The 25,139-nt window shown below is 43.8% G+C and carries 23 protein-coding genes; 7 read left to right on the top strand and 16 right to left on the bottom strand.

What is annotated here, in order from left to right; all coding sequences use genetic code 11:
• Positions 1–133: 133 nt before the first annotated feature.
• The gene (cysE, locus tag QUA13_RS13730) at positions 134–865 is read left to right on the top strand and encodes a serine O-acetyltransferase (RefSeq protein WP_445242712.1); all 732 of its coding nucleotides are present in this window, start codon (positions 134–136) and stop codon (positions 863–865) included.
• Positions 866–951: 86 nt separating this feature from the next.
• Positions 952–1,536: a Crp/Fnr family transcriptional regulator gene (locus QUA13_RS13725; protein ID WP_333199229.1), complete on the top strand. Its 585-nt coding sequence runs from the start codon at positions 952–954 to the stop codon at positions 1,534–1,536.
• A gap of 345 nt (positions 1,537–1,881) precedes the next feature.
• Here the strand turns inward: QUA13_RS13725 and QUA13_RS13720 are convergent, their stop codons facing one another.
• Positions 1,882–2,118 carry a hypothetical protein gene (locus tag QUA13_RS13720; RefSeq protein WP_333199227.1) on the bottom strand — a complete coding sequence of 79 codons (237 nt, stop codon included), beginning with the start codon at positions 2,116–2,118 and terminating at the stop codon, positions 1,882–1,884.
• A 110-nt stretch (positions 2,119–2,228) separates the two neighbouring features.
• Between QUA13_RS13720 and QUA13_RS13715 the strand changes: the two genes are divergently transcribed.
• Positions 2,229–2,666, top strand: coding sequence for an Rrf2 family transcriptional regulator (locus QUA13_RS13715; protein ID WP_333199225.1), 438 nt, complete (start codon positions 2,229–2,231; stop codon positions 2,664–2,666).
• Between the two features lie 18 nt (positions 2,667–2,684).
• Complete coding sequence (gene cysK / locus QUA13_RS13710) at positions 2,685–3,665, top strand: cysteine synthase A (RefSeq protein ID WP_333188864.1); 981 nt, start codon at positions 2,685–2,687, stop codon at positions 3,663–3,665.
• Between the two features lie 228 nt (positions 3,666–3,893).
• Here cysK and QUA13_RS13705 read toward each other — a convergent pair whose 3' ends face one another.
• From QUA13_RS13705 to QUA13_RS13665, 9 genes are all read right to left on the bottom strand, one after another.
• Positions 3,894–4,688: a TSUP family transporter gene (locus QUA13_RS13705; RefSeq protein ID WP_172186279.1), complete on the bottom strand. Its 795-nt coding sequence runs from the start codon at positions 4,686–4,688 to the stop codon at positions 3,894–3,896.
• A 302-nt stretch (positions 4,689–4,990) separates the two neighbouring features.
• Entirely contained in the window at positions 4,991–5,494 is a 504-nt protein-coding gene (locus QUA13_RS13700) for a hypothetical protein (protein WP_333199223.1), read from the bottom strand.
• A 172-nt stretch (positions 5,495–5,666) separates the two neighbouring features.
• Positions 5,667–5,903, bottom strand: coding sequence for a hypothetical protein (locus QUA13_RS13695; RefSeq protein WP_172186281.1), 237 nt, complete (start codon positions 5,901–5,903; stop codon positions 5,667–5,669).
• 21 nt (positions 5,904–5,924) lie between these two features.
• Positions 5,925–6,347 carry a DUF202 domain-containing protein gene (locus QUA13_RS13690; protein WP_333199221.1) on the bottom strand — a complete coding sequence of 141 codons (423 nt, stop codon included), beginning with the start codon at positions 6,345–6,347 and terminating at the stop codon, positions 5,925–5,927.
• Positions 6,348–6,386: 39 nt separating this feature from the next.
• A complete protein-coding gene (locus QUA13_RS13685) occupies positions 6,387–6,809 on the bottom strand; it encodes a DUF202 domain-containing protein (protein WP_333199219.1) in 423 nt (140 codons plus the stop codon).
• 145 nt (positions 6,810–6,954) lie between these two features.
• The gene (locus QUA13_RS13680) at positions 6,955–7,626 is read right to left on the bottom strand and encodes a hypothetical protein (protein WP_333199246.1); all 672 of its coding nucleotides are present in this window, start codon (positions 7,624–7,626) and stop codon (positions 6,955–6,957) included.
• A gap of 539 nt (positions 7,627–8,165) precedes the next feature.
• Positions 8,166–8,828 carry a cadmium resistance transporter gene (locus QUA13_RS13675; protein WP_333199216.1) on the bottom strand — a complete coding sequence of 221 codons (663 nt, stop codon included), beginning with the start codon at positions 8,826–8,828 and terminating at the stop codon, positions 8,166–8,168.
• A 20-nt stretch (positions 8,829–8,848) separates the two neighbouring features.
• A complete protein-coding gene (locus QUA13_RS13670; protein ID WP_333199213.1) occupies positions 8,849–9,553 on the bottom strand; it encodes a cadmium resistance transporter in 705 nt (234 codons plus the stop codon).
• Between the two features lie 287 nt (positions 9,554–9,840).
• A complete protein-coding gene (locus QUA13_RS13665; RefSeq protein ID WP_333199211.1) occupies positions 9,841–11,283 on the bottom strand; it encodes an APC family permease in 1,443 nt (480 codons plus the stop codon).
• Between the two features lie 392 nt (positions 11,284–11,675).
• On the opposite strand from QUA13_RS13665, the gene QUA13_RS13660 reads away from it, so the two are divergent.
• Entirely contained in the window at positions 11,676–12,608 is a 933-nt protein-coding gene (locus QUA13_RS13660; RefSeq protein WP_333199209.1) for a LysR family transcriptional regulator, read from the top strand.
• Between the two features lie 119 nt (positions 12,609–12,727).
• On the opposite strand, the gene QUA13_RS13655 is transcribed toward QUA13_RS13660, so the two are convergent.
• Both QUA13_RS13655 and QUA13_RS13650 read right to left on the bottom strand, forming a co-directional pair.
• A complete protein-coding gene (locus QUA13_RS13655) occupies positions 12,728–13,462 on the bottom strand; it encodes a prohibitin family protein (RefSeq protein ID WP_333199206.1) in 735 nt (244 codons plus the stop codon).
• Positions 13,463–13,629: 167 nt separating this feature from the next.
• Positions 13,630–14,829 (bottom strand): EAL domain-containing response regulator, encoded by a 1,200-nt coding sequence (locus tag QUA13_RS13650; RefSeq protein WP_333199204.1) that lies wholly within the window; start codon positions 14,827–14,829, stop codon positions 13,630–13,632.
• Between the two features lie 422 nt (positions 14,830–15,251).
• Here QUA13_RS13650 and QUA13_RS13645 point away from each other — a divergent pair, with 422 nt between their 5' ends.
• Entirely contained in the window at positions 15,252–15,767 is a 516-nt protein-coding gene (locus QUA13_RS13645; RefSeq protein WP_333199201.1) for a heme-binding protein, read from the top strand.
• Here the strand turns inward: QUA13_RS13645 and QUA13_RS13640 are convergent.
• The 3 genes from QUA13_RS13640 to QUA13_RS13630 all read right to left on the bottom strand — a co-directional run bounded on the left by QUA13_RS13640 (position 15,754) and on the right by QUA13_RS13630 (position 18,926).
• Positions 15,754–16,170 (bottom strand): secondary thiamine-phosphate synthase enzyme YjbQ, encoded by a 417-nt coding sequence (locus QUA13_RS13640; RefSeq protein ID WP_172186291.1) that lies wholly within the window; start codon positions 16,168–16,170, stop codon positions 15,754–15,756. The genes QUA13_RS13645 and QUA13_RS13640 overlap by 14 nt on opposite strands.
• A 240-nt stretch (positions 16,171–16,410) precedes the next feature.
• Positions 16,411–17,511 (bottom strand): glycosyl transferase, encoded by a 1,101-nt coding sequence (locus tag QUA13_RS13635; RefSeq protein ID WP_333199195.1) that lies wholly within the window; start codon positions 17,509–17,511, stop codon positions 16,411–16,413.
• A gap of 401 nt (positions 17,512–17,912) precedes the next feature.
• A complete protein-coding gene (locus QUA13_RS13630) occupies positions 17,913–18,926 on the bottom strand; it encodes a hypothetical protein (RefSeq protein ID WP_172186293.1) in 1,014 nt (337 codons plus the stop codon).
• A 122-nt stretch (positions 18,927–19,048) separates the two neighbouring features.
• Between QUA13_RS13630 and QUA13_RS13625 the strand changes: the two genes are divergently transcribed.
• Positions 19,049–19,615, top strand: coding sequence for a hypothetical protein (locus tag QUA13_RS13625; protein ID WP_333199191.1), 567 nt, complete (start codon positions 19,049–19,051; stop codon positions 19,613–19,615).
• Positions 19,616–19,619: 4 nt separating this feature from the next.
• Here QUA13_RS13625 and QUA13_RS13620 read toward each other — a convergent pair whose 3' ends face one another.
• On the bottom strand, positions 19,620–24,962 hold the full coding sequence (locus QUA13_RS13620; RefSeq protein ID WP_333199188.1) for an AAA family ATPase: 5,343 nt from the start codon (positions 24,960–24,962) through the stop codon (positions 19,620–19,622).
• Between the last annotated feature and the right edge of the window lie 177 nt (positions 24,963–25,139).

The raw sequence follows: 25,139 nt of genomic DNA, 5'->3' as shown, positions 1-25,139 counted from the left end.
TTTTCCCATTAACTACTGTAATTCGGTCGGATTATAGTATTATGTGTAATAATGCCAAAACCAATACTGCTTTATGCAGCTTAAACCCTTGGCACTGCCGATACTGTATAACCCAAACACGGCGAGACTAAATATGTTCAGTGACTTGCAAATTATTTACGAACGCGACCCCGCGGCGCGCAACTGGCTGGAAGTATTATTTTGCTATCCCGGACTGCAAGCACTTTTTTTGCACCGGATAGCAAACTGGCTTTATTCCGCTGGCTTGCCGTTTGTACCGCGCTTGATTTCCCAACTGAGCCGCTTTTTAACAGGTATTGAGATCCACCCAGGAGCAAAAATTGGTAGTGGGGTGTTTATCGACCACGGCATGGGGGTGGTAATTGGCGAAACTGCGATCGTTGGAGATTATGCTGTAATTTATCAAGGAGCGACCATTGGCGGCACGGGTAAAGAAATAGGAAAACGGCATCCAACGCTGGGAGAAAATGTAGTCGTGGGAGCCGGCGCTAAAGTTTTAGGCAATATTCAAATTGGCAATAATGTTCGGATTGGTGCGGGTTCGGTAGTGCTGCGGGATGTCCCTAGCGATTGCACAGTTGTAGGAATTCCCGGTCGCATCATCCCTCGGAAAAAGCAGGTGGAAGATGCTCAAAATTCTCAAGACATACCGGATTTGGAAGCTCAAGCGATTCGAGCTTTGTTCGATCGGATTAAGGATTTAGAAGACCAGGTTGATTTTTTAAAATCTCAACTCTCTCCGCTCAAAGCAACTGAATCCGAGCAAAAAGAAGCCGAGAAACATAAATTATTTATGTCTTCTAATTTATTCATTACAGACTTTTTAGACGGTGCAGGAATCTAGTAAAGCTTTAATTTATATAGATTTTGCCAGCCACACTATCCTGTTGTCATTGGACAAACTAACTTTTATTCTTTCAGTAACTGGCTATGACTATTGCTTCTCTTTCCACTAAAACTTTTGATGAAACGAGCCGACATATATTTTCTCGCCGTTCGCACTTGCCCAACAGAAGCAATGCTCTGTGGCGAATTGAAACAGGAGTAGTGCGAACTGTAACGTGGCTTGAAGATGGCACAATTATCACCTTGGGATTGTGGGGGCCTGGTGATACGATCGGCAAACCGATATCAAAATGCGATCCTTTTCAAATTGAATGCCTCACTAAAGTCGAAGCAATTTTACTATGTGGCGATCGCTGGCTAAATAGAGATATTTTGCTCAGTCACATTCAGCAGGCTGAAGATTTTATGGTAATGCGAGGTTACAAAAGAGTTGATTTTATGCTCTATCAACTCTTAACTTGGCTGGCTAAGAGGTTTGGTTCCGAGGTAGAGCGAGGACTTCTGATCGATATGATTTTAACGCATCAGGACATTGCAGAAATCCTCGGTACAAGTCGCGTAACTGTCACTCGCACCCTCGGTAATTTTGAGCAGCAAGGCTTGATTAATCGTCTGCCGCTCCACCGGATTATTCTGCAACCTTCTGAGGTGTGGCACTACGAAATATAAAAAAAGGATATTAACTGTTAATGGTTTACGGTTGCTTATTTAGATGGTAGGAATGCGGTGCAAAAAAAATCTTTGCTGGCAGTGCGATATTTGAGCAAATTCACAGTTTTCTAGACAATAAATAATTTGGATCGAATGTGCGTTAATTAAATGTTCTCATCGACTCGTCAATAGGTTCACAAGCAAGTGCGATCGTCGCCCTTGCTTTTCTGTTTCTCCTGATTTCTTTCTTCTCACTGCCAACAGATGCGATATCTCGCACCTGTTGACTGCCACCAAGTAGGTGAGTATGAATAAACTTAACGATGACACAGCATATATCCGCCTACCTACTTAGCAGTTACTTCAAGGTGGGGGTATTGCCTGTAAAATAGTTGCTCCCTGCAACATTTGAGACTTTGGGGATCTACCCGCTTCTGCTGGGTATTCCCAAGAGGGTGCAAAGGGCGGAACCAATAAGGGGCAAGCTTTCCAGCCACCATGTACCGCCACGCCGAGCATCTGGCAGTTTCCGCCCCTGTGCCCGTGCTGCTCGTAATATCGACAGTGCCGACAGCTTAAACCTACATTTACGTTGCTCACGGGATTTCTCCAACCGTTTTTGTAATAAAAAAATACTAACACCTGTACATCTACCGGAATTGTGTACTATGATATAATCTACAATTTAAACTCGATCGCCAGTGGGGAATGTGGAACTATCTTCTAGAGTAGAATATGCCCTGTTAGCGCTCTTGGAACTGGCGAGCCACCACCCGAATGATTCGCCCCTAACAGTGAACGAACTTACTGCTTCTCAAGAGATACCAGAACGCTATCTCGACCAAATTCTTGCCGTGCTGCGGCGTGCAAGTATCGTCCAGAGTTTGCGGGGCGCTAAAGGCGGTTATTTGCTGGCAAAAGAGCCTTGGCAGATTACTTTGCTAGAGGTGTTTTCGACACTCGAAGGCGACGGCAGCAGCCAGACTCAAAAAGTTTCGGAATCTGTAACAATAGAAAAAACTGCGGTGCTAGAAATCTGGCAGGAAGCTCAACAGGCATCTTGGGCTGTTTTGGGCAAATACACATTACAAGATTTGCGCGAACAGCGGGATCTTCGCAAACAAGCACATCCCATGTACTACATTTAAGGGGAGAGAAATTAAACCATGAGAATTGCTAAGGATGTTACAGGAATAATTGGCAGAACTCCTTTAGTTCAGCTCAATAAAATTCCCCAAGCCGAAGGAGTAGTTGCTCAAATTGTGGCCAAATTGGAAGGGATGAATCCGGCTGCTTCGGTGAAAGATCGGATTGCGGGCAGCATGATTCAGGCGGCAGAAGATGCGGGGTTAATTCAACCGGGGAAAACTATTTTAGTTGAACCGACTTCAGGCAATACTGGAATTGCTTTGGCAATGATCGCGGCGGCGAAAGGCTACAGTCTGATTTTAACTATGCCGGATACGATGAGTTTAGAGCGCCGATCGATGCTGAAAGCTTACGGAGCTCAGTTGGAATTGACTCCGGGACATGAAGGGATGTTAAGCGCGATCGCCCGTGCGGAAGAAATTGTAGAAGAAACTCCCGATGCTTTCATGCTGCAACAGTTTCGCAACCCCGCTAATCCAAAAGTTCACCGGGAAACCACGGCCGAGGAAATTTGGGAAGATACAGAGGGTAAAGTAGATTTTTTAGTTGCTGGAGTTGGCACCGGCGGTACGATTACTGGAGTTGCTGAGGTAATTAAACAGCGGAAACCGAGTTTTAAGGCGATCGCAGTTGAACCAGCCACCAGCGCCGTGCTTTCTGGAGGTAAATCTGGTGCTCACAAAATTCAAGGGATTGGTGCAGGATTCATCCCGGAAGTGTTGAAACCAGAGTTAATTGATGAGGTGATCGCAGTTAGCGACGCAGATGCGATCGCCTACAGTCGCCGCCTAGCCAGAGAAGAAGGATTGTTGTCAGGAATCTCAGCAGGCGCGGCTTTGTTTGCCGCTATTCAAGTCGGCAAGCGTCCCGAAAATGCTGGGAAATTGATAGTTTTTGTGCAGCCTTCTTATGGCGAACGCTACCTCAGTACAGTCTTGTTCAAAGACTTAGAATTGCCGACAGTCAGCGAACTCGAAGCATTAGTCAGCAATTATTAAATTTTAGTAGGGGCGATCGTCATTACTGCGACATTGCTATCAGCTTAACCCGAAAGACCGCCAGGGAATTAATTCCCTGGCTCAAAGCGAAAGTCCTCTGAAGAGGACTAATGAGTTAATAGTCCTCTTCAGAGGACTTCAGCTTTGAGGCAGGGGTTTAAACCCCTGCCGGACTGCAGCGAAAGCGCATATTTGTTGACAGCAATACTCCTGACCTTACCCTACTTTTCAGACTTGATACAACTTCCAACTAGCCATCGCCAACATCCCGTAAATAACAAACTTTAGCGGGCGTTGAGGCATAATTTGGCAGAATTTAGCCCCTACCAAAACTCCCGGCACCGAACCCAACCAAATTGGCAAAACTAAACTCCAGTTTACTGTTCCGAGGCTGAGGTGTCCCAGAGATGTAAACATCAACAAAATTGCCGCTTGCGAAATATCTGTACCCACCAATTTAGAAGTATCCAAGCGGAAAAAAGCAATCAGCAACAGTGCAAACATCGAACCGGAAGACACGCTAGTGATTCCCACTATGCAGCCTAAAACTGCTGCCGCACTCACAGTACAAATACGGCCATAATTAGTATTCAAGTCCCATTTAGGCTGCGGAGGCAATTTAAAATTAGGGAAAAATGTTTTGACCACTAATTGGGTCAGCGATAAAGCGACAATTAGGGCGATCGCTACTCCGAGAAAGCGCAGCAATATGCTGTCTAAGTCTTGACTTCCGCTGGATTTGATGCAGTGTAAAATCCACACGCCAGTCAGCGAACCGGGCACGCTGCCTAAAGCCAGCCACTTAACTACTTGCAAGTCTAGGGTCTTTTGCTGCCAGTGTTTGAAGCCGCCAACAACTTTCATAAGTGTGGCCGCTACGACATCCGAACTAATAGCAATTGATGCTGGAACCTGGAAGACAAAAATTAACATTGGGGTGATGAGTGACGCTCCGCCAACTCCGGTCAAACCAACGATAATGCCAACGAAAAAACTGAGAAACGATAGTAATAAGTAGTTCACGGTTATGCCCAAAAACTGTGTATTTAAGCGCTGCCAACCAACAAATAGATAACTTGGGCGGCTCCTGAAACACAGCTACACAGGCTAAATATCAATTGCATTTCAATATTTGTTACCAGAAAGTTGGCTATTTAACGCTTTAGAGTTGCCGCGTTTTCAGATACAATATTGTTGGTAAAAGTCAGTAAATGCAAATAAACAAAGCTACAAAAATTGTAGTGTAAAAGCTCCCTGATTTTCTTAAATTTCCCTGTGTAACTGATTAAAAATCTTCGATTCATTGATGGTTGAGATTCTGCTTTCTACCTTGAAGTGACGAGCGTCACAGGTAAAGCAGAGCTGAGGTTAACCGACTGCTGGCTGGAAAACAAATCGGGAGTATCGAGAACATTAAAATGAATCAATGTCACAACGACAATAGTGAAAGCGGTTGAGGAAACTAAACCCGTCAATAACTCTTTTTTGAGGTTTTTTTCCTTGGGTTTGTCTGCAAAAACATCTACAGCCCCGAATTGCATCAACAGAATTCCCGCAATATTGGAAAGCCAGTAGCCGACAATTGTGCAAGGAAACAGTAAATCTGGGGAAAGCCCACTACAGATATACCCAAAGGCGTAGGCAATTGGCAGATTGAAAAATATGTCGTTCCACCAACACAGCGGTGAGAGCAAATATCCAATTGCCAGAAGTAGCCCGCCTCTGATTTTTTTAAACCAGACTTCTTTAAAGCCCTTAGCTTGTGGCAACTGTTGGGTCAGTTGTTTTGCAAGCTGGTACTCTTGAGTGACTTTTTTAGCGTTTTCCACGTTAACAGCTCATAACTCGATCGACTTACCGTATTTTAACATCCCAACAGATCTATGTCTAGTAAGTCGATCGAGTTACCGTATTTTAGGGGCGATCGACTCAATCTACTTTCTTTCCGATACAAAAATATCTATCCGGGAGATGTTGTTGAAAATGCTGCCTGGTGCGAGTTTAGGCGCCCATCGAGAAATTGAAAGCTTCAGGCAAATGCTTGACAGTTTGCCAAAGATAGGCAGTGTCGATGCCCCAGTAAAATTGCAGGTAAACGAGCAAAAGCCCGATCGCGACTGTCACGCCCAGCAATTTAGGGAATATTTTCGCGACACTCTCCAGCACTGCGAATGCTGCCCAGATAGCAGCAGCTAAGATGATAATGGAAGCGATCGTGGCAACTATATCGCTGTTCATGGTGTTAACTCCTGTTGACAATCAATCGGGTATTACAGAACTACTTGGGCTGACGGCGGCTGCAAAGATAAAATAAATTACTCCAATCCCCAATAAGCCGACAGCCGAACTGAAGAGGAATATCCACCAATCTGACGGTTCGTAGGTATCCTCGTAAATTTGGCGGCGAACGGTGAAGTAGCGCTGAGTTGAGATTAAGACTGTCGCCAAACCTATGAGAGAGAAGATTAAACCCAACTTCCACCCCATCCCCAGGCGGTACTGTACGGGCATTTGCACGACGCGAAGTCGGACGATGATGACGCCAAAAGCCATGAGGGCGACCGCAGCCCGCATCCATGCTAAGAAGGTGCGCTCATTTGCCGATCGATCGATCGCCCGCGACAGATTTTGCTGCGTTTGTTTCTCATCATCTACTTGCATCGGTTTGAACGATAATTGCACGCGCTCCAACTCTTTAAGATTAATATAAAACCAGCGCCATTATTCTGGTGCCATCAAACCTTCTAAGCTAGAAGGAATGGTGAAAATATAATAAATTACCCCAGTCCCTAGGATGGCGATCGCGAGGCTGAAAAGAATTACCCAGCGATCGGTAGGTTCATAAGTATCGTAATCGATATCGTGGCGGACGCCGAAGTAGTGCTTAGTTGATAAGAGCACCGTCAGCAAACCCACTATTGAAAAAAGCAAACCCAACTTCCAACCATTGCCGGGACTTGGTAGCATAGGGGGATGGAAGGCGCGAAGGCGCACGATAACTACGCCAAAACCCATCAGCGATATTGCTGTCCGCATCCATGCTAAATAAGTGCGCTCGTTTGCCAAGTGATCCCGCACCCGCGACGGATTTGGTCGCTTAATCTTTTCTGTATTTACTTTCGTGGATTTCCAATTTAATAGCATAGATCGACCTTTTAATATTAACTGCAAATATGAAGGTAAACCGATATATTTTCGCTGGGACGATGATCTGCCGGGGATCGATCCCCGGCGGTTCTTGCGTTGCAACGGGCTTTACACAGCCGATCGCATTACAAGTTCACCAAAACTAATCATTTTCCTCAGTAGGTGCGTTGGGAAGTTGCGAATCTATGTACGCCTGAGTCACGTCAGGAACAAACCAATTCGCATCCCCTGGCTGGAAAACTTTAGCAGTAGGAACGTTGAATTCTACAGCCCCCGTATCGGGATTAGCTCTCGCTACAAATTGAGTTCCGTCAACTATCTTAACAGCTAGACCGCCCGTCAATTCTTCTGAAGCTTGATCGGTCGTTCTTAAATCGGTTGCATTGACATCGCTGGGTAGAAAAATCCCATCGCAATCCCATTTATGTTCAGTTGTTTGGCCGTCAGCTAGAAAATACAGGGCATTATCGTAAGAAGAGTCCGCTGCTTTTTTGCCTTTCGGGCCGTAGACAGCCAGGGTTTTCCCTGTCTCGTTGCGGCACTGACCCCAAGGTTTTCCCGTTTCTAAAGTGTATTTTTGAAACTCCAATTGAGAGATTTTTTTGTGGAGTTCTTTAGGGGTATAATTCTGGGCGCTATCGGGTGAGTCTTTCGCAGCCTTGAGAGTGTTCAGAGCTTCAGTCAGAGCTTCACTCACCTCTATGTAGTCGGGATTGCTCGCATATCTCGGCGTTTTTGGAGCGTCGGCCCAGGAGGGAGGAACGAATACTAAATTGGCGACCATTACCAAGAGCACTAAAACAAATTTGAACATTTTCACAATTTTTCTCCTTTTCTAGATTGTCAGGTTTTTTCCAACTTTCTGTTTGCTTGCTATTTTCGGACTTAGGCAAAAACCAGTTGTCCTTAACTTGTTTGCCCGATCGACCAAATTTTGCAGAATCGAAAAATCTGGTTTTTTAGCGTTCTACCTATTGTCAAAGCCGAGCTGCGTGGGGTAGTGGCGAAGTGTTCGGGCGCTCTTTTAGGGATTCATCCTCAAGTTTTTAGCTCGGTTTGATTCACCACTACATGATTTATTGAAACCACAGGTATCTTGTTGCCTAAGTCTGGCAATTGTCTAGCTCAAAAGATGGTTTCAACTTTCGTGAATACTTGAAGCTAAATTACTTTGAAGCTGCTTTTAGCTTGATTACTCACTTCATCATTAACTTAGCATATTTCTTGATATATTTCAATCGATTTAGCGCTATTTTTAAGCAAATAATTGTTAAGGTGAAAATGATGAGTTAGGACTTATGGTCTGGCAATTTATCTACCTATAGAGGGATGCAAATAGCGAAGGGCTAATTATTAGTTAGATTGAAATTGCGGCGGGAGCAGGCGATAAGTACCGCTTTCAATCAGAATAAATATTCCCAAACCAATCAAAACAAAAGGAACAACAACCTTGGTATAGCGAGTCAAAATACGGGCGATCGCTCTTTGGCGAGTTAATCGGTAAGCGAGATAAGACCAAACACCTACCATCACCGAGAAAACCGCCAAAATCACCACCAAGCTCGGCAAATCGCTGCTAGCAAACAGCGGTAAATAAATACCGATGTTGTCACCCCCGTTGGCTATAGTAACAGCAGCCACATTCAAAGTTTGGGGGTTGAAAAGATTTGCTATTTTTGACACAAGTGAATTAGATTTCCGGTTAAATTCGCCCGATACGGCTTGTACGTCATTTTCCTCATTATCTCTCTTGACTAAGTGACTGATGCCGATCGCGATCGGAAGCAAACCCAGCAAGCCAATCCAAGCTGTCGGCACAATTAAACCGCCAAAAAAACCCGGCAAACTAGCAGCGATGAGTGCTGCAAATCCGAGGTACTTACCGACAAAGATATGCCGGGGGCGGAAAGTATCGTTTACCTGGGCGAAGAACAGCATGGAAAGCACCATATCGTCGATATTGGTTGCGGCGAAAGATGTAATCCCGGCAATAATCGCTGCTGCAATCCAATTCATGTGCTGTCCCTGCAATTTTTCTAAACTTCAGTTTCCCTGGCGTTACCTCTGCTCATAGTTATCAAACAGAAACAGCAACCAACTAAAGATATTATACTTAAAGTTGGGCTTGCCAGAGTGCCGCTTTCCACCAGAATCGCCATTCCCAATCCGATCAAAACAAAAGGCACAAGCTGATTGCCGTAGCGAGTCAGAGTATCTGCGATCGCCCGCATCTGAATTAACCGATAAGCAGCGTAGCACCAAACGCCCACCATCGCGAAGAATACAGCGAGAATCACCGCCAAACTTTCTAAAGTATTGCTAGCAAAAAGCGGTACATATATCCCGATATTGTCGCCCCCATTTGCCACCGTCACCCCTGCTACGCTGTAAGTTTGAGGAGACAGAAAATTGCTAAAAAAAGATTTCTCAGATTGCTCTAATTCAGCCTCAGCTTCCGAATCGTCATTTTCTGGATTCAGCAAGCGGCTAAGCCCGATCGCAATTGGCAGCAAACCGAGCATTCCGATCCAATCTGGCGGAAAGATTAAGCGGCCAAAAAAACCCGGAATGCTAATCAAAACCAGTGCAGTAAAGCCCAGAAACTGACCGAAGACGATATGCCTGTGCCGAAATACTGCATTCACCTGCGAGAAAAACAGCAGCAAAATCAGAATATCGTCAATATTCGTAGCTGTAAAAGCTGTCATACCCGTAGAAATTGCTGTTAGTAATTCATTCATTTCTGTATCTCCTTAATTTTTTTGCTGGGTTTTTACGCCTGCTTTTTTTACCGCGTCAAATCTTTGAATCAAATCAATGTAGGGTAGGCACTGCCCATCAAAGCCTGTAACAGCGTGAGTTGCAAATGTTTTGGTGGGCCGTTCCCACCCTACAATTACTAATCAAAGGCTTGTTAGAGCGTGAGTTGCAAATGTTTTGGTGGGCCGTGCCCACCCTACAATTACTAATCAAAGCCGTTGTTGTCGATCGATACTGTATTCAATCGAACACCGCCGTAAATTGCATTTTATACCTCGAATTTGGCGTGAATTGCGTCAATACCCTGCTCCATCGAACCAACAAGTTCAGGATAGCGCCGCCGCTGCAAGAAAAACCATCCACAAGTAGCCACCAAGTACATCAAGAACAAGTAAGGAAACGCATCGTAAGGAGCTTCGGGAACTGGGAACATAGTGCTGCCGGGAATGCCCACGCTGCCCGCAATCGGAATCATCATAAATGCGATCGCCGCCACCGAGAATAGCACATCTCGCACGCGCAATTTACCAATTTTGTGCAGGTAAACCGGAGCTGCGATCGAAATCAAGATGTATACCGTTAAAAATCCGTAGCTGCAAATTGCCCCCAAATAACCCATACAATCGAACAGTTTGATGTTAAACATAGACATGACAGCAGGCACCAAAAATGTCATAAATGTACACATCGTTACTGCAACGTGGGGAGTTCTATTAGATGAATGCGCTACACCTAATGAAGAGTGAAACAAACCGTGGCGCGCCATCATAAAAAACACTCTCGCCGCTGGATTGATGCTGCCGAGCACGCAAGCAAAAAAGCTAAATAAAGCGCCGAAAGCCACTAACTCTCCCAGCCACCCCATGCCCACTTGTTGCGCCAGAAAACTCAGAGGTTCTTCAGTATTAGTAATAGAAACTCCAGTACCGCTAAAACCCAAAACCTCAATATAGGTCATCAAAATGAAGAATAAGCCTGCCATGACAGCACTGCCCATAACAGCCTTGGGGATATTTTTTAAGGGTTTTTTCGCTTCGTCGCCCAGAGATGTAGCACTTTCAAAACCAGAGAAACCAAACATTACTAATACAAGTCCCGTCGCTATGTTGCCGGGAGTTACGCCTTCTAAAGTTAATTGGGACATATCCAGGGCAAAACCTTTGTGCGCCCAGATGATAATTCCTAAAAGTGCGATCGCCGCCACTGATGCCCCCTCTAGCCACAGCATCGCCATAGCTGAAAGCTGGATATCTTTATAACCTGCATACCAAGCAACGCCCGCCCCGATCGATAACAGTGTAATCGGTGACGGATGGATGCCTAAATGACCGATGAAACTACCCGTAAAGTTGGCAAAACCACACAAAACGGACATCGCAGTAAATAGATAAGCGAGTACCAAACTCCAGCCGCAAATTACGCCGGCAGTAGGGCCAAGTCCTTTAACAATATAAGAATAAAGAGAACCGGCAGAAGCCGATCGACTCGCAAATTGGTTGATATTGATGCTGACAAATACTAGGCCGATCAAGCCGATCGCAAAACTCAGCCAAGCCCCGTTTCCTGAAAGAGCGACGATTAAACCTATATTAGATGCTGGTATAGTTGTAGGTGCAATGACGGCAAAGGATTGAGCTAAAACCTCCCCGAAGGAGAGGCAGTCCGGCTTTAAGCCGTGTGCACTGTGATTTTTTGGCGTTTTCTTGGTCATTTATCTTCTGTATTTTTGTCGATCGACTTTTGGCGATCGGCTTCAAATTGTCGGTTCTGCTTCAGCCTCGGGCCGAGTGTTCTGAAGCTTGAGTTTAACTGTAAGACCCTTCAGCCGTAAAATCAAATGTTGTTTTTTATCGAATTCATAAATGCAAGTGATGCAGTGCCGCGGCAAAAGAACTGTTGGAAGACGGTACATATCTGTCGCCACAAGCTCAAACCGTTGACGTTAAGAGGAAAATTGAAATAGCGGCTGCTAACCGTGTTTTATGGGGAATTCCAACCTGTACAATAGAGTCGATCTAAAAGTTCAGGTCACAGCTTAGCCGCCAGAGATTTTAATCTCAAAAAATAACTGTATTTAGTAAAGGGGCACTCAGAATGGCCGGAATGACGCTGGACCAACTGCGAGTTTTTATAGCTGTCGCGGAACACCTGCACTTCAGCCGCGCGGCGGAGGAACTTTACATCACTCAACCCGCTGTCAGTGCGGCAATCCAAAGCTTAGAGGCGCAATATGGAGTAAAACTATTTCACCGCATCGGCCGCCACATCGAAATCACTGAAGCCGGGAAGTTGCTGCAAGTTGAAACGCAGAAAATTCTCGACCAAGTTGCTTTGACTGAGAGAGGTTTGCGGGAGTTGAACGACTTGCAGCGAGGCGATTTAAAATTGGGTTGCAGTCTGACCATTGGCAATTATTGGCTGCCTGATAAAATTAGCACGTTCAAACAGAAATATCCCGGTATTTGCGTGAATTGTACTCTGGCAAATGCCGAAGAAATTTGTGCGGGTACGGCGACGGGAACATTTGATTTGGGTTTAGTGACCGGAGACATCAAAGCTTCGCTTAAGAACACTCTGGAGGAAGAAGTTATAGGCAGCGAACGCTTGCTGATTGTTGTTGGCAAATCTCACCCTTGGTTTGAACGGGCAGAGGTGAGTTTAACGGAAATTGCGCAAACGGATTGGGTAATGCGAGAAGCTGGTTCTGGAGTTCAGCAAATGTTGGAACAAGCTTTGCAAAGTTGGGGCATTAATCCCCATGAATTGAATGTCACTTTAGTTTTGAACAGCAGTGAAATGGTCAAAGCAGTGGTGGAAAGCGGCACAGGTGCAGCGGCGATTCCTGAATTGATGGTAAAAAAAGAATTGCAGCTATCCACACTGCGATCGATTAAAATTATAGATAGCCAACCAAGTTCTAATGTATTTTTTGAAATAATTAAACCAGTTTTGAAACTGAAGCACAAACAGCGTTTTCAAACTGGAATTACTAAAGCTTTTGAACAGATCTTAAGTCAAGATTCTGATAATTTGTAATTCATAAATTACGCAGGAATACTCAAAAAAGCTGGTTTTTTAGCGACAGAAAAAGCTAAACGCCGTGTATTTTCGTAAAGAAACCCGATTTCTGGCCACCAGCGCGTCCAGGATGATAATTATCTCTCAACCAATTTCCTCAAGTCCAATAAATTTTTACCTCCATCACCAACAATCATCGGCAATTTCCCATTCCATTTTTCTATAGCCTGCCTTTGCAAAAATTCCGGAGTCAAATTGTCCCGCAGCAACCTTTGCACTTCGGCTTCTCCCTTGGCTAAATTCACCTTAGCCTCAGCCTCTTTTACTGCCTTCAGCGCTAAAAACTCCCCTCTTTTTGCCTCCTGTTCGGCAATTTGTTTCGCCTCCACTGCATCGCTAAACCGCTCAGAAAAATGAACGTGTACTAAAGAAATATCGTCAACGGCAATATGATATGTAACCAGTCTCAAGGTCAAATAATCATCAACTGCGGCTTTAACTTCTCCGCGTTTAGTAATAATTTCTTCAGCCGTGTATTTTGCCATAACTGCTTTTAATACTTCTTCAACTGCCGGATCGATAATGCGAGTAACTACTTCTTTTTCGTCACCTATTTGTTGAAAGATAGCATTAGCTTCTTCTGGGATAATGTGCCAGTTCAGCGCTACATCCGTGAAAACATCTTGCAAATCTTTTGAGGAAGCTTCAGCGGAACTTTCCTGTTTCTGCACCCTGACGCTCAACTTTTTTACAGTATAAACTATGGGGACTATTACGTGAATTCCTTCTCCGAGTACCTGTTCTTCCACTTTACCAAACTGCATCATCACGCCCCGTTCTCCAGCGTTGACAATGACAAAAAATCTGGACATAATAGCTAAAAACACTATCACTAGAGCTAGTAGAACAGCTCTGTAAAATTCCTTATTTTTTTTATTGCTTGATTTGAGTGAGTCAACGTTAATGCTGGATTCTCCCACCATATTCCACCCCGACGATAGCACTTAATTATAGGACAAATATTGACTTAACCGATATTCTATTTGCCTTCCACCAGCAACTGTTCAAAATCTGCGACCGACACAGGAGGACTGAACAAATATCCTTGCATTGTATCGCAATTGTAGCGCCAGAGAAAATCTTTTTCGGCTTCCGTCTCAACTCCTTCGGCAATTACCTCAAGACAGAGACTGTGCGCCATTTCAATAATAGCTTTTACAATCGCTGCATTTGTGCAACCCTCGGTGATATTGCTGATAAAACAGCGGTCAATTTTTAAAGTATCGAATGGGTATTGCGCCAGATAGCTTAAAGAAGAATACCCAGTTCCAAAATCGTCAATAGATATACAAACTCCTAAATTTTTCAATTGTTGCAAAGTAGCGATCGCACTTTCGGCATCCTCCACCATCAAACTTTCAGTCAGCTCTAATTCCAAACTGCTCGGTTCCAAACCAGTTTCTGCTAAAATTTCGGCAACTCTGCTGCTGAGCTCCGGTTGGTGAAATTGGCGCGGCGACAGATTCACCGCTATCCGCAGCGAAAAACCTGCATTTTGCCAAACTTGCATTTGCCTGCAAGCTGTTTGCAAAACCCACTCGCCTAACTGTACAATGAAGCCAGTTGCTTCCGCAGACGGAATAAATTCTGCGGGCGAAATCAGCCCTTTTTCTGGATGCAGCCAGCGTACTAAAGCTTCTGCGCTCATAATTTTACCAGTCTCGACATTGACCTGCGGCTGATAATAAACTTGGAATTCTTCTCGTTCCAATGCGTCGCGCAAACTTGTTTTTATCTGGTCTAATTTGTCGGCTGCATCTTGGATCAATTCGCTGCTTGGCCGCAAAGTATTGTACTTTTCTGCGACAGCTTCTTGTTTTTTCAAGCGGCTCGATATCGCCCCCACAAGTTCAGCTTTAGTAAAAGGTTTAGTCAGATAATCATCTGCTCCCAATTCCATACCTTGCCGCATTTCAGAGCGATCGGCTTTACCGGTGAGAAAAACAAAAGGCAGTGTAGCAGTAACAGGATTAGATCGCAAGGCCACCAGCACCCCGTACCCGTCAAGTTCCGGCATCGTCACATCGCAAAGAATCACGTCGGGAAGATTTGACACCGCCGCATTTAAACCTTGCGCTCCATTTTCTGCACCCGTCACGTCGAAACCTTCAGCTTTGAGGAGTTTGAGAATATTCTCCCGGATTATTTGCTCGTCCTCAATCACTAAAATCTTTTTCATACGTCATTCCCTGAAAGCGATATAATTGACCCTCTAGCTGAAAGCGATAAGCGTGGCAATAACTGAGAACGCACAGCTCGATCGGCTAAACAGCCGAAGCTTTTCCGACCAAAATAGCAGACTCCCCTGAAAAACGGTAATTTTTCAAAGATAACTAGATTAATGTTTCTCTGTTTACTCAGCGCCGTCCGTATTATTACAAGTTTAATTAATAATGTCTAAACTAATTCTAGGCGATCGGCAGTTAGCATCGCCCTGAATAAATGCTAAACTAATTGTGCCACCTGAACGAGGGTATGCAAACAATCTCAGCCTATTTATAACAGTTGCCAAAAATAATGCAACTGCAAGCAAGTTCCAAAGCCTTGCGGAGTCAGTCTTTTCCCATTCTTCAATGTAAAATCTCAACTTTCAAATCTCAAATGGTATTACCTACTGGATTCCCTGAACCCGCACAGATTGGGGTCATAGAAGTTAAGCAATATCCTCAGTACCGCGCTGTCACCTACACCCACGCGGGCGATTTGCGACAAGCAACTGGAATCGCCTTCAATCCCTTATTTCAACATATCAGCAACAACAAAATTGCGATGACAACGCCAGTAGAAGCGCGCTACACTGCAACTTCCGGGCAAATCGATGCGGTTCCCCAAGCAGAAGTTTCGTTCCTCTATCCCGCACCAAATATCGCCCCCAGCAGCGTTAATTCCGCTGTAGAAGTCACAGATACTTCGCCGATGACGGTTGTCAGCATCGGTGTGGGCGGGGCCTACACTTGGGAAAGCTATGAAAAGAACCTCCAGAAACTCAAAGATTGGCTTCAAGAACATCCCGAATACGAAATAGTCGGGCCGCCGCGCCGCTTTTTTTACAATTCCCCAATGACGCCGGAAGCAACTAAAATCAGCGAAGTACAAATTCCGATCAAGTGCCGCTGACGTGAACAACTAATTCGCGAATGTGACCCCGCTGGCGGTGTTCCCACAGGTAAATTCCCTGCCAAGTTCCTAACAGCAACCTGCCGCGATCGATCGGGATTTGTTCAGAAGTATGAGTCAGCGCAGTGCGAATGTGCGCCGGCATATCGTCTGGGCCTTCGGCATCGTGAATGTAGCGATCGCCCTCCGGTACCAGTTTAGCCAAAAAGTTAGCCAAATCCTTAAGTACATCCGGGTCAGCATTTTCTTGAATCACCAAACTAGCAGAAGTGTGGCGCAAAAATAAGCTACAAAGTCCCGTTTTAATACCTGAATTCGCCACCGCATCTTCTATCTTAGGACTGATGTTACACAGAGACTTCCCTGTAGTTTGAATCTTGAGTATCTGTTGATAGTGAGTCATTCGATGTTAGATTTTAGATTTTAAATTTTAGATTTTGGATGAGACGGATGCAAAACTCTTCAGTCGGCTTTCGCTTCCTTTGTTTGTTTAGGATGGATTTCAAATCGCCGTCTTCTATTTTAAACTTTCGATGAGACTGTTGCAAAACTCTTCATTCGGCGGATGCCCACTTTGTTTGTGTTGGATCGATTTCCATCGCCGTCCTCCAGCTTTGTTTGTGTTGGATCGATTTCCATCGCCTTATCTAAAATAGTCTACAACAGCTTGGGCGATCGCCTCCGTACCATTTTTATCCAATTTACCCGACAAACGCGGCGGATGCAGCGGTTGTCGCAAAAACTCCCAATCCCCCTCAAAAAACTCCGTCGCCGTCACAATTTGATGTTCCGCATAATTTTGAATCCCTTCCAGCAACACCGCAGCTTCTGCAAAACCTTCTCTCATTATAGAAACAACAGGTATTTGCAACCGCAAAGCTTCCGCAAAAGTGCTGTATCCCGGTTTAGAAACTAAGCGCCCGCAGACAGGCATAATATCAACCGGACGCGGTAAAATCGGGAAAGATTGTGCAAACTTCTGATTTTTGACATTAATCAAATTTGGCAAATCGGGAGATTCCGCATCAAAAGTAATAAATTGCCAGTCGCTAAATTGCTGTAAATTTTGATAAGGAATTTCCTCTAAACCCAGTCCGCCGAAAGTCAACAATACAGTTTTTTCCAGCGGTGTTTCAATGCCGAATACTTCCCGAACTTTATCGTGACTGTAGCGAGGATTGCCGCCAGTCAAGCCCACATCTTGAATATTGGGGAAAGCTGGCATCGGTTCGTGCAAAGGAAGACGAAAAAGCCGATCGCACATTCCGAAACACTCACCAATCCAATCTGCTATTTCTACGAATTCCCCGCCCCAATCGCGATAGATAAAATCCCACCCGAAATTGCTCATCATCCAGCAAGGAACCCCAGCCGATGCCGCCATTCGCGTTGCCAAAGGAGGAATGTCTGCCAGGATCAACCCCACGCGATTTTGCTTAATAAAATTAACTTCGCTGGCAATTAGCGAATTTTGCTTTTTCCGAATTTCCAGCAATTTTTCCAGCGTCGCGTCTTTATCCATATGCAAACTGTCAGCTTGCACGACACCCACATCAAAAGCCCGGGGACGGTGGATAAAGTCGCCGCTAATGTAAGATTCTAGCAGCCACCGAGGGGCAGTTGTTGCCATAATTAATAAAATATCTGGATTTAATTCTTGAATTTTTGCAGCTACGGAGGAGACTCGGACAGCGTGGCCGAATCCGTGATTCGTGATGGCAATATATAATGTTGGTCGAGACATTGATAATAGGGAATGGGGAATGGGGAATAGGGAATTGGGCATCGGGCATGGGGAATTGCGAATTGGAGGTAGACACTGGAAGCCAACAAGACCAAGCTTCAAGCGACGCAGAAGGAACAATGACAAATTTAATAACTAATGACTAAGCGGTTGTGTATTTAACTTGTATATTCCTAACCTTGCTCTGAGCAACAGCCCAGAAGAGTTTTATTATTATTTTAGATGCAATTTCAATGCTGACTAGCTTATGTTACCGATTGATATTATCTCCGGTCGATTGAGTATAATAAAATTAGTTTTTAATGATGAACGCGACTCCTCTCTTTATGAATAAATTAAAACTAAATTTTTTCCTCCTAACTTAATTATAATTGTACAGGCATCGAATATGCAAGCACTCATCAATTGGAGGTGCTTTTAGACCAAACAGGCAATTGATTAATCTTGTCCAGGGTTATATCTACATACTTTTTACCGTCCGCCGCTTGATTTTCCCCAAAATATCCCTCATCGCCGTCGTGCTTGTGAGGGCCGCTCAAAGCTTCTGCATAGCGGCCTTGCAAACGAGCTTGGTTGAAAGGAGAAGTCGCGTACCAGTACCAGCGACTCGGAAAAACTATGCCGCCAATATCCTCAATTGAATCGCGAGTGCCGCGAAAGTGGAAAATGCGATCGGCCTCTGCAAAACCATTTTCTCCCGAAAACACGCCCCCAACCGAAACAACCGTAATTTCTGCCTTCAGCCATTCTTTAAGATAGCGAGTAGCACCCAAAGCAACTTGTGCGCCGCCGCTAGTGCCAATTAAAATAACTTTCAAAGGTTGTTGAGGATTAACTGAAATGGGAGATTGAGCATTCATGCGCTCGATAATTGCATTAGCCATTCCCTGATTGTATGCAAAGCCGTAGCGATAATCTAAAGAAATTGCAAACCTCCAGAGATTGCGAATTTTGATGAATATATCCCCCGCAATCGGCCCGCTTTTTGCCTGTTCTGCAAACCGCCAAAAAGGAGCTAGCCACCGCTCTCCTCCTAAACTTTTGTTAGACGCTGAATAAGGAAAAACATCGCCCACTGCTACGCACTGCGGGTGACTTTTAACTAAACGCTTGAGAAAGAACTCTTCGCCAGGGGTTAATTCGTCCCCCGAAAAATCGCCAACTCCCGGTAAAAAGATGATATAACAATTGAGCGGCGAAGACTTCCGCGCTTCTAGATTGCCCTTGTTGGAAGGCAATATCTCCGGCGGATTTTTCTTGAAACCCAAAGTTTCGGCACTTTGATTCAGCCACCATATAACAGTTCCCACCGGGGAAAGAATGCCCCAAATTATCAGAATTACACCTGCGACGATCAGCAAATTTAAACTTCCCCCGCGCAGCCATGCAAGTATCCTTAAAATCAATCTTAGCATTTAATAAAATCTGGTAGAATGCCAATTAATTAGCTAATTACGTAGAAATAGTTCGGTGATTCTGCTGTATTAGAGCTTATTTTGTAAAAGTTGTCAACTATCTTGAGGAGCAGGAGTTCAACGTGAAGGGAGAAGATTCAATTGCAGGTTTGGGGGCTACCCTTTGGAACGCACTTTCTTTGAACGGCAATTTTTACGAAAAAACTCCATACACTGGCAGAACTAAGCGGATAGCTTTAACAATTGTAATTTTAGCTGCGGTGTCCCGCGTGTTGGGCAGTGCTGTCATCTTGTTAATCAACCGAACTGAGCCATCCGTATTATTTCTAGGACTTTTGATAGATGGTTTGGCAGTCGCGGGGGGTTATTATTTTTGGACTTTCACTATCTTTAAAATCGGGCAGTGGCTGAAACCGGGTCACGTAACTTATAGGGAGTTGTTGGTTCCGATCGGCTTTGCCTACGCCCCGCAAGTGCTGAATTTTTTAACGCTGATTCCCTTGCTGGGAGAAGGAATAGAGCGCATATTAGCTGTGTGGAGTTTGCTAGCTGTAATTGTTGCGGTTCGCCAAGGTTTGGATATTCAAACTCGCTGGGCGGTGTTAATTTGTTTTGTGGGTTGGCCGTTGATTCAAATTGCGATCGGCTTCGTGAAAGTAATTGAACAGTTGTTTTCACGATGGCTTTAATTAATCAATACGGAAGCAGTATAGTAAACTCGCTGCCCTCTCCAGGTTCCGACTTGCAAATTAGCTTTCCTCCATGTTGTTCTACCACAATTTGATAACTGATAGACAATCCCAAACCAGTCCCCTTACCTACCTCTTTAGTAGTAAAAAACGGATCGAATATTTTACCCAGCACCTCCGAACTCATCCCCACACCATTATCAACAATGCGAATCGCTACTTGATTTCCTTCCGCGACTTGAGTGCAAATCTGAATTGTTGGAGTCTTTGTCGAGTCAGCTTCACTCACTCTTTCGCAAGAAAAAGCATCAATTGCATTGGTAAGTAAATTCATAAATACCTGATTAATTTCTCCCGGATAGCAGTTAACTAAAGGCAAATTGCCGTACTCCTCGATTACTTGAATATCACTTAATTTTTGAGCCAAAATCATCAATGTGCTGTCGATCCCTTCGTGGAGATTAACCCATTTTTTATCTGATTCATCTAGTCGAGCAAAGTTTCGCAGCGAGAGCACAATATCGCGAACCCTCGCAGCACCAACTCTCATGGAATCAATCATTTGAGTGAAATCATTCATCAAAAAAGTTAAATCAATTTGCTCACTTTTATTTATTATTTCTTGCACAGGATTTGGGTAATTATTTTGGTATAACTGTAGTAAATCTAGTAAATTTTTAGAGTATTCGTTGGTGTAATGTAAATTTCCATAAATAAAGTTAATCGGGTTATTAATTTCGTGAGCAATCCCCCCTACCACTTCTCCTAAACTAGACATTTTTTCACTTTGAATTAGCTGCAATTGAGTGCGGCGAAGTTCTTCCAGTGCAGTTTGCAATTTCTCAGTTCTTTGGGCTACTCGCGTTTCCAGAATAGTATAAAAACGGGCATTTTCTAGAGAAATAGCTGCTTGTGCAGACAGGATTCCCAAAATTTCTAGCCTATCCCTAGTAAAAGCACCTTTTGTTAAATTGTTTTCTAAATAAAAAATTCCCGTAAGGTTGCCTTGATGGATAATTGGCAATACCAGGATAGATAGGGGTTGATTGGTCGCAATATAAGGATCGAATTGGAATTGCTCGGCTCGGGTAGCATCATCTAAAACCAAGTATTTTTGGGTTCTTTCTACATAGTTAATTAATGAAATTGGGAGGCTCTCGGATTCGGCAATCGGGAGAGATTGTAACACGGTTACATCATTAAACTGATCTGTAAGTCCAGCTTCTATGAATAATTGATTACCTGTCTTGGCAAGAAATAATACTTTTTGAGCGCCTGCGTTTTCCTTCACAAGCTGTACGAGTTTCTCTAGCAAGCGGCTGAGAATAATTTCGCTCGAAACAGCTTGTGATGCTTTGACAACTGTTGACAAATCCAGCACCAAACTATTGTTGATAGTAGTTTTGGCAGTCGTGACAAGATTTTTAGATATTGGTTTTTGATGGCGATCGACTAAATAATGATAACGGGATTCTAAGTATTTAACTTTTGCTATAGCTCCCCAGCGAATGTAAGCATAATAAGCTTTTGTCAGATATGATCTAGCACTGAGATCTTTATCCCAAAAGTGATAAAACTCTCCCGCTAATTCATAAGCTAATGCTTCTTCGTGGGTGTAACCGTTAGCTGCAGCTCCTTTAATAGCTAAGTCATAATAATCCATTGCTGCAAGTTTATCGCTGAGAACTCGCGCTTTTTCTGCTTCGACTAAATCGTACTTGTGCTGATAATTCATGGGTGCATGGTAGGCCCACTTTTTCATAATTTGCTGATTAGAATTAACAATAGCTAGGTATGCTTCTTGATTGTCACTGTCAGGATAGTGAGCGAGGAGAGCCAGCGAATAGTAGAAATTGTGTACCCCAACAGTGATTAAGCCGATCGCCCCATCTGCATATTCTGCCGCTAATTTACCGCTGGCAACAGCCGAAGCATAATCTTTCAATAAATAAAGCAGCATCAATTTACCCACATAAGCTGCAAACAGCGACATTCGATTATTTTCTTTCTGCCAACGCGACATCACAGCAGGTTCATCCAACCTGCCACTAACTAACCGTACTTGCTCTGCTGTTTGGCTTCTTAAGCTTGAAGCAATTCCTTGCCAAATTTGAGCATAACCTATGGCAAATTCGTGTTTATTTTTCAGCAAAAACTCCATCGAAAGAGTTTGTTTCTCTTTGACATATTCTAGCGGTTCTCCCACCAAAAATAAATTTGTAATATAGTGCTTACAATTATAAATTGCCCATTCTAGATCGCCAGTTTCGACACCAGAATTCATTCCTTCTATAAAGGAAACAAGTGTATTTTTAGTAGACTCTTTCCAGATTTTTATATGGCCATTAAACATTACATAAACCTTAGCTTTTTGTTGGCTAGCATTAAATTGTTCTAGCAGCTTTAAAGCGATTAGTCCAGCGTAGTAGCCAGCTTCGATGTCGCCTTCTGTCCCGCACAGGATCATTCCATAAAGAGTATAGGGAAAAGGGGCTAATGCTGAATGACCGTGATCGATACAAAGATTAACCATAGTCAAGACGAGGGACGACACAATTTCTGGTTTGGCAATATAAGCAGGAGGATAGAGGGCTGTCATGATTTCCATAGCTGCCAGTTGATAAGGATCTGTCATAACTGGCAGGTTTTCTAATTCCTCAATTCGCGGCAATTTGGGCACTGCAATGGTTTCGTTATCTAAGAGGTTTACTCCCAGCATTTTCAGCACTTCTAGACCTGTTTCAACAGCTTTTAGCATCTGGCTTTGAGCCTGATAAAATAGGATTTTTAGCTGATACACTTTCACTCTGTCAAGCTGGTTTTTAGCCGATCGCAAAACCACTTCCGCCAAATTTTCTGCTTGCTCGAAGTTGGTGTTTAAATATTCCGCTTCCAGCGTCTCTACATACAACTGCAGCGTCATGCTATAGTTGCGATCCCAGCTATCAGGTGCTAATAACGAAATTCCTACATTCAAATACTTAACAGCGGGTTCATAAGCGTTAGCTGCTTTTGCCTTATGCCCAGCCATTAAATTTAATTGTGCTAATTCATCTTTTTCTGATTGCAGGCTCAGACAATCAATTCCTACATTTAACTGGTTGATAATATCAAAAATTTTCTCTTCTACTTTATCAGATGGCGTATTTTCAAGGAGCAATTTACCGATGCTAAGATGAGTGGCTTTCTTTTCATCGTCAGGAATCAGCGAATATGCAGCTTGCTGGACGCGATCGTGCAAAAATTTATACCCGACTCCCGAAGAATTGAAAGTTAAATTAACGGCTGATTCTCGATCTAAAAATAAAGGAATAAGGTAACTCTCATTCAATGGAAGTATTAACCCCGCTTGCAAAGCATCCCACAGTTCGGTCGCAGTGACCGATGGAGATTTTGCGTTGACAGTAGAGAGAACATCGAGAGTGAAATTGTCCCCAACACAAGCGGCTAATTTCAAAACTTCTTGTGTAATCTCTGGCAGTTGTTGAATCCGACTGGCTACCAGTTCAACTACACTCTTATCTGTAATACCAATAGCTTGAATCTCCTCAATGTTCCACTCCCACTGCCCTTTTATTCCGGGATACAGGAGCCTGGTAAAGTCAAATTTTAAAAGTTGTTCTTGATAAAGAGTGTTGAGCAATTGCGTCACGAAAAAAGGATTACCACCAGTTTTATTCCAAATTAACTCTGCTAAGGGGTGAATTCTTTCTGAGTCATTTAATGTATCAGAAATTAACTCATTCACCTGGGCTAAAGAAAGAGGTTCCAGCACTAAATTGTTGAGAATAATCCCCGTTTGTTGAAGGTACTCTACTGTTTGCATTAAAGGATGTGTAGAGCTAACTTCATGGTCTCGATAGGCTCCAATCAATAGTAAATATTTGCTGTCTCGGTCAGTGGCCAGCAATTCCATTAATTTCAATGTCGCTGAATCTGACCACTGCAAGTCATCGAGAAATATCACTAAGGGATGCTCTTTCTGCGCGAATACGTGGATAAATTCTTTGAATAGCCTGTTAAAGCGGTTTTGTGCTTCAGTAGGGGCAAGTTCGGGAACGGCAGGCTGTTTGCCAATTACCAATTCTAGTTCGGGAATCACGTCAATAATTACTTGTCCGGAATCGCCTAGCGCGTCTAAAAGTTGATGTTGCCAATCTTGTAATTTTTTGCTATTTTCGGCAAGTAACTGCTGGATCAAAGATTGAAAAGCTTGAATTAAAGATGCGTAAGGTATATTCCGCTTGAATTGGTCAAATTTACCTGAAATAAAATAACCCCGCTGTCTGGTGATGGGTTTTTGAATTTCGCTGACTACGGCCGATTTGCCTATACCTGCATAACCCGAAACTAGGATCAGTTCAATTTGGGAAGGGGAAGAAATTTCCACGCAGGGATTAGCTACACGTTCAAATGCAGCCAATAGTTCCCTGACTTGTGTTTCCCGACCGTACAATTTTTGAGGAATCAACAACTGACTCAATATATCTAAGTTTCCGGGAGTAAAATCGACTATCTTGCCTGTAGATTCTAACTGATTCAAACAAATTTCTAAATCTGCCAACAATCCACCTGCGCTTTGATATCTATCTTCGGCATTTTTTGCCATCAATTTTATTACAATTTGTGAGATAGCTGGTGGAATCTCTGAATTAATTTGATGGGGTATAATTGCTTGAGAGGCTATGTGACTGTAAACTATCTCTAAGGGGTCGTTACTCGGAAATGGCAATTGACCTGTCAGCATTTCATACAAAGTAATTCCGAGGGAATAAAAGTCGGTGCGGTAGTCGAGGGTGCGGTTCATTCTCCCGGTTTGTTCGGGAGACATATAAGCAAAAGTGCCGACTATCGAGTTATTATTAATTTGTGGATTTTCTTTGGACAATCGCGAAGCAATCCCGAAATCGGTCAGTTTAATAATTCCTGTTTGGCTGTTGATGATGATATTGCTAGGCTTAATATCTTTATGAATGATTTTTTGAAGGTGCAGATATTCTAAGGCTTTTATGAGTTGGATACCAAACCTCAAACAGGTGATAACTTCGAGCTTTTGTCTCGACATCAGGCGATCGATAGATTCGCCCTCAAAGTCTTCTAAAAGCAAGCCGAGACGGTTGTCAAGGGTTTCTAGGCTAATGACTTTAACTAGGCCCGGATGGTCTAAATGTTGGCGAATGCGATACTCGTGCTTGATCCGGGTAATTGCATCGAGGGTCGGATATTCCGCTTTCAGGATTTTGAGTACGGTTGTCTCCTGCTGCGTGGGGATTTTTCCTCGATAAATAATCGTTTCGCTACCTTCGTGGAGAGTGCAGTGGATTTGGTATTGCGAGAGAAATTGCATTGAGTTCTCCTCAGAGTTGAAAATATATCTGATTCGAGCCGGTGTTGGCTGTTGAGTGTTGGCTGTTGGCTGACGGCACGACCACCCTCAACCGTCAAAAGTGTTGACATGGCAACCGTCAAAAGTCTTGACATGGCAACTGTTATATGCTTAATTCAACCATGTAGTTATGCCAAC

Source organism: Microcoleus sp. S28C3, from assembly GCF_036700785.1.
GTDB lineage: Bacteria > Cyanobacteriota > Cyanobacteriia > Cyanobacteriales > Microcoleaceae > Microcoleus > Microcoleus asticus.
Note: the sequence above shows the minus strand (reverse complement) of the source record. Positions and strands in the feature narration are given on the sequence as shown.

Bases quoted from the DNA above. Each gene is read 5' to 3' on its own strand.
- cysE (WP_445242712.1), top strand. From the start codon at position 134: ATGTTCAGTGACTTGCAAATTATTTACGAACGCGACCCCGCGGCGCGC.
- QUA13_RS13725 (WP_333199229.1), top strand. From the start codon at position 952: ATGACTATTGCTTCTCTTTCCACTAAAACTTTTGATGAAACGAGCCGA.
- cysK (WP_333188864.1), top strand. From the start codon at position 2,685: ATGAGAATTGCTAAGGATGTTACAGGAATAATTGGCAGAACTCCTTTA.
- QUA13_RS13695 (WP_172186281.1), bottom strand. From the start codon at position 5,903: ATGAACAGCGATATAGTTGCCACGATCGCTTCCATTATCATCTTAGCT.
- QUA13_RS13685 (WP_333199219.1), bottom strand. From the start codon at position 6,809: ATGCTATTAAATTGGAAATCCACGAAAGTAAATACAGAAAAGATTAAG.
- QUA13_RS13680 (WP_333199246.1), bottom strand. From the start codon at position 7,626: ATGTTCAAATTTGTTTTAGTGCTCTTGGTAATGGTCGCCAATTTAGTA.
- QUA13_RS13675 (WP_333199216.1), bottom strand. From the start codon at position 8,828: ATGAATTGGATTGCAGCAGCGATTATTGCCGGGATTACATCTTTCGCC.
- QUA13_RS13670 (WP_333199213.1), bottom strand. From the start codon at position 9,553: ATGAATGAATTACTAACAGCAATTTCTACGGGTATGACAGCTTTTACA.
- QUA13_RS13665 (WP_333199211.1), bottom strand. From the start codon at position 11,283: ATGACCAAGAAAACGCCAAAAAATCACAGTGCACACGGCTTAAAGCCG.
- QUA13_RS13660 (WP_333199209.1), top strand. From the start codon at position 11,676: ATGACGCTGGACCAACTGCGAGTTTTTATAGCTGTCGCGGAACACCTG.
- QUA13_RS13655 (WP_333199206.1), bottom strand. From the start codon at position 13,462: ATGTCCAGATTTTTTGTCATTGTCAACGCTGGAGAACGGGGCGTGATG.
- QUA13_RS13650 (WP_333199204.1), bottom strand. From the start codon at position 14,829: ATGAAAAAGATTTTAGTGATTGAGGACGAGCAAATAATCCGGGAGAAT.
- QUA13_RS13645 (WP_333199201.1), top strand. From the start codon at position 15,252: ATGGTATTACCTACTGGATTCCCTGAACCCGCACAGATTGGGGTCATA.
- QUA13_RS13640 (WP_172186291.1), bottom strand. From the start codon at position 16,170: ATGACTCACTATCAACAGATACTCAAGATTCAAACTACAGGGAAGTCT.
- QUA13_RS13635 (WP_333199195.1), bottom strand. From the start codon at position 17,511: ATGTCTCGACCAACATTATATATTGCCATCACGAATCACGGATTCGGC.
- QUA13_RS13630 (WP_172186293.1), bottom strand. From the start codon at position 18,926: ATGCTAAGATTGATTTTAAGGATACTTGCATGGCTGCGCGGGGGAAGT.
- QUA13_RS13620 (WP_333199188.1), bottom strand. From the start codon at position 24,962: ATGCAATTTCTCTCGCAATACCAAATCCACTGCACTCTCCACGAAGGT.